Below are 571 nucleotides of genomic sequence, written 5' to 3' on the forward strand. Positions count from 1 at the left end.
GGCCGTGGCCGTCTGCGGACGTTTCCCTGGAGAGCAGGGCGGCGATCGTGACGGCATCGGCCGGTGGGGCCTGGTCGGGAGCGTCAGCCATGCGCGGGAGACCGAAACGGTGCCAGCCCGTCGGGGACCAGTAGCGGACGGGGGCCAGCAGGGCCGTGCCGCTGGCGGGCAGGGGGATGCGCAGAACCCCGTCGGCGGGGGCGGGCTGGTCGGTCTCGCGGACCCAGCAGCGCAACAGCGTCTCCACGGCTGCTGCCTGGGCGACCCTGTGCGGGTCGGGGTGCCCCAAGAGGTCGGAGGTGCCGGGCGGCGATGGATGCGCCGGGTTCACCGAGTTCGCAGGGCTCGCCCACTCCCCCACCCCCCGGACATCAGCAGGGCCACGCCCCGGCGTCGTGGCCTGGTCGTCGGGCTTGGGGATGGCGTTCAAGACAGGTACCTCGTTGGGTGGTTCCGGGACGGCGGAGTGGAAAGCTCACGGCATGAGCGCTCACGGCATCGAGGCTCACGGCGTCGACGGTGCCGCTGCCGTGTCCCCGCCGCACCGGGCCGCCGCCCGGACGGCGTCGGT

General features: G+C 74.1%; 1 pseudogene. It reads right to left on the minus strand.

The annotated features are described in order from the left end of the window. Positions 1-331 (minus strand): annotated as a pseudogene (locus CCL05_RS31725) (iron transporter); the annotation flags it as partial. Positions 332-571 lie beyond the last annotated feature (240 nt).

Origin of the sequence: Streptomyces africanus (assembly GCF_002150735.1) — a bacterium.
GTDB classification, from domain to species: domain Bacteria; phylum Actinomycetota; class Actinomycetes; order Streptomycetales; family Streptomycetaceae; genus Streptomyces; species Streptomyces africanus.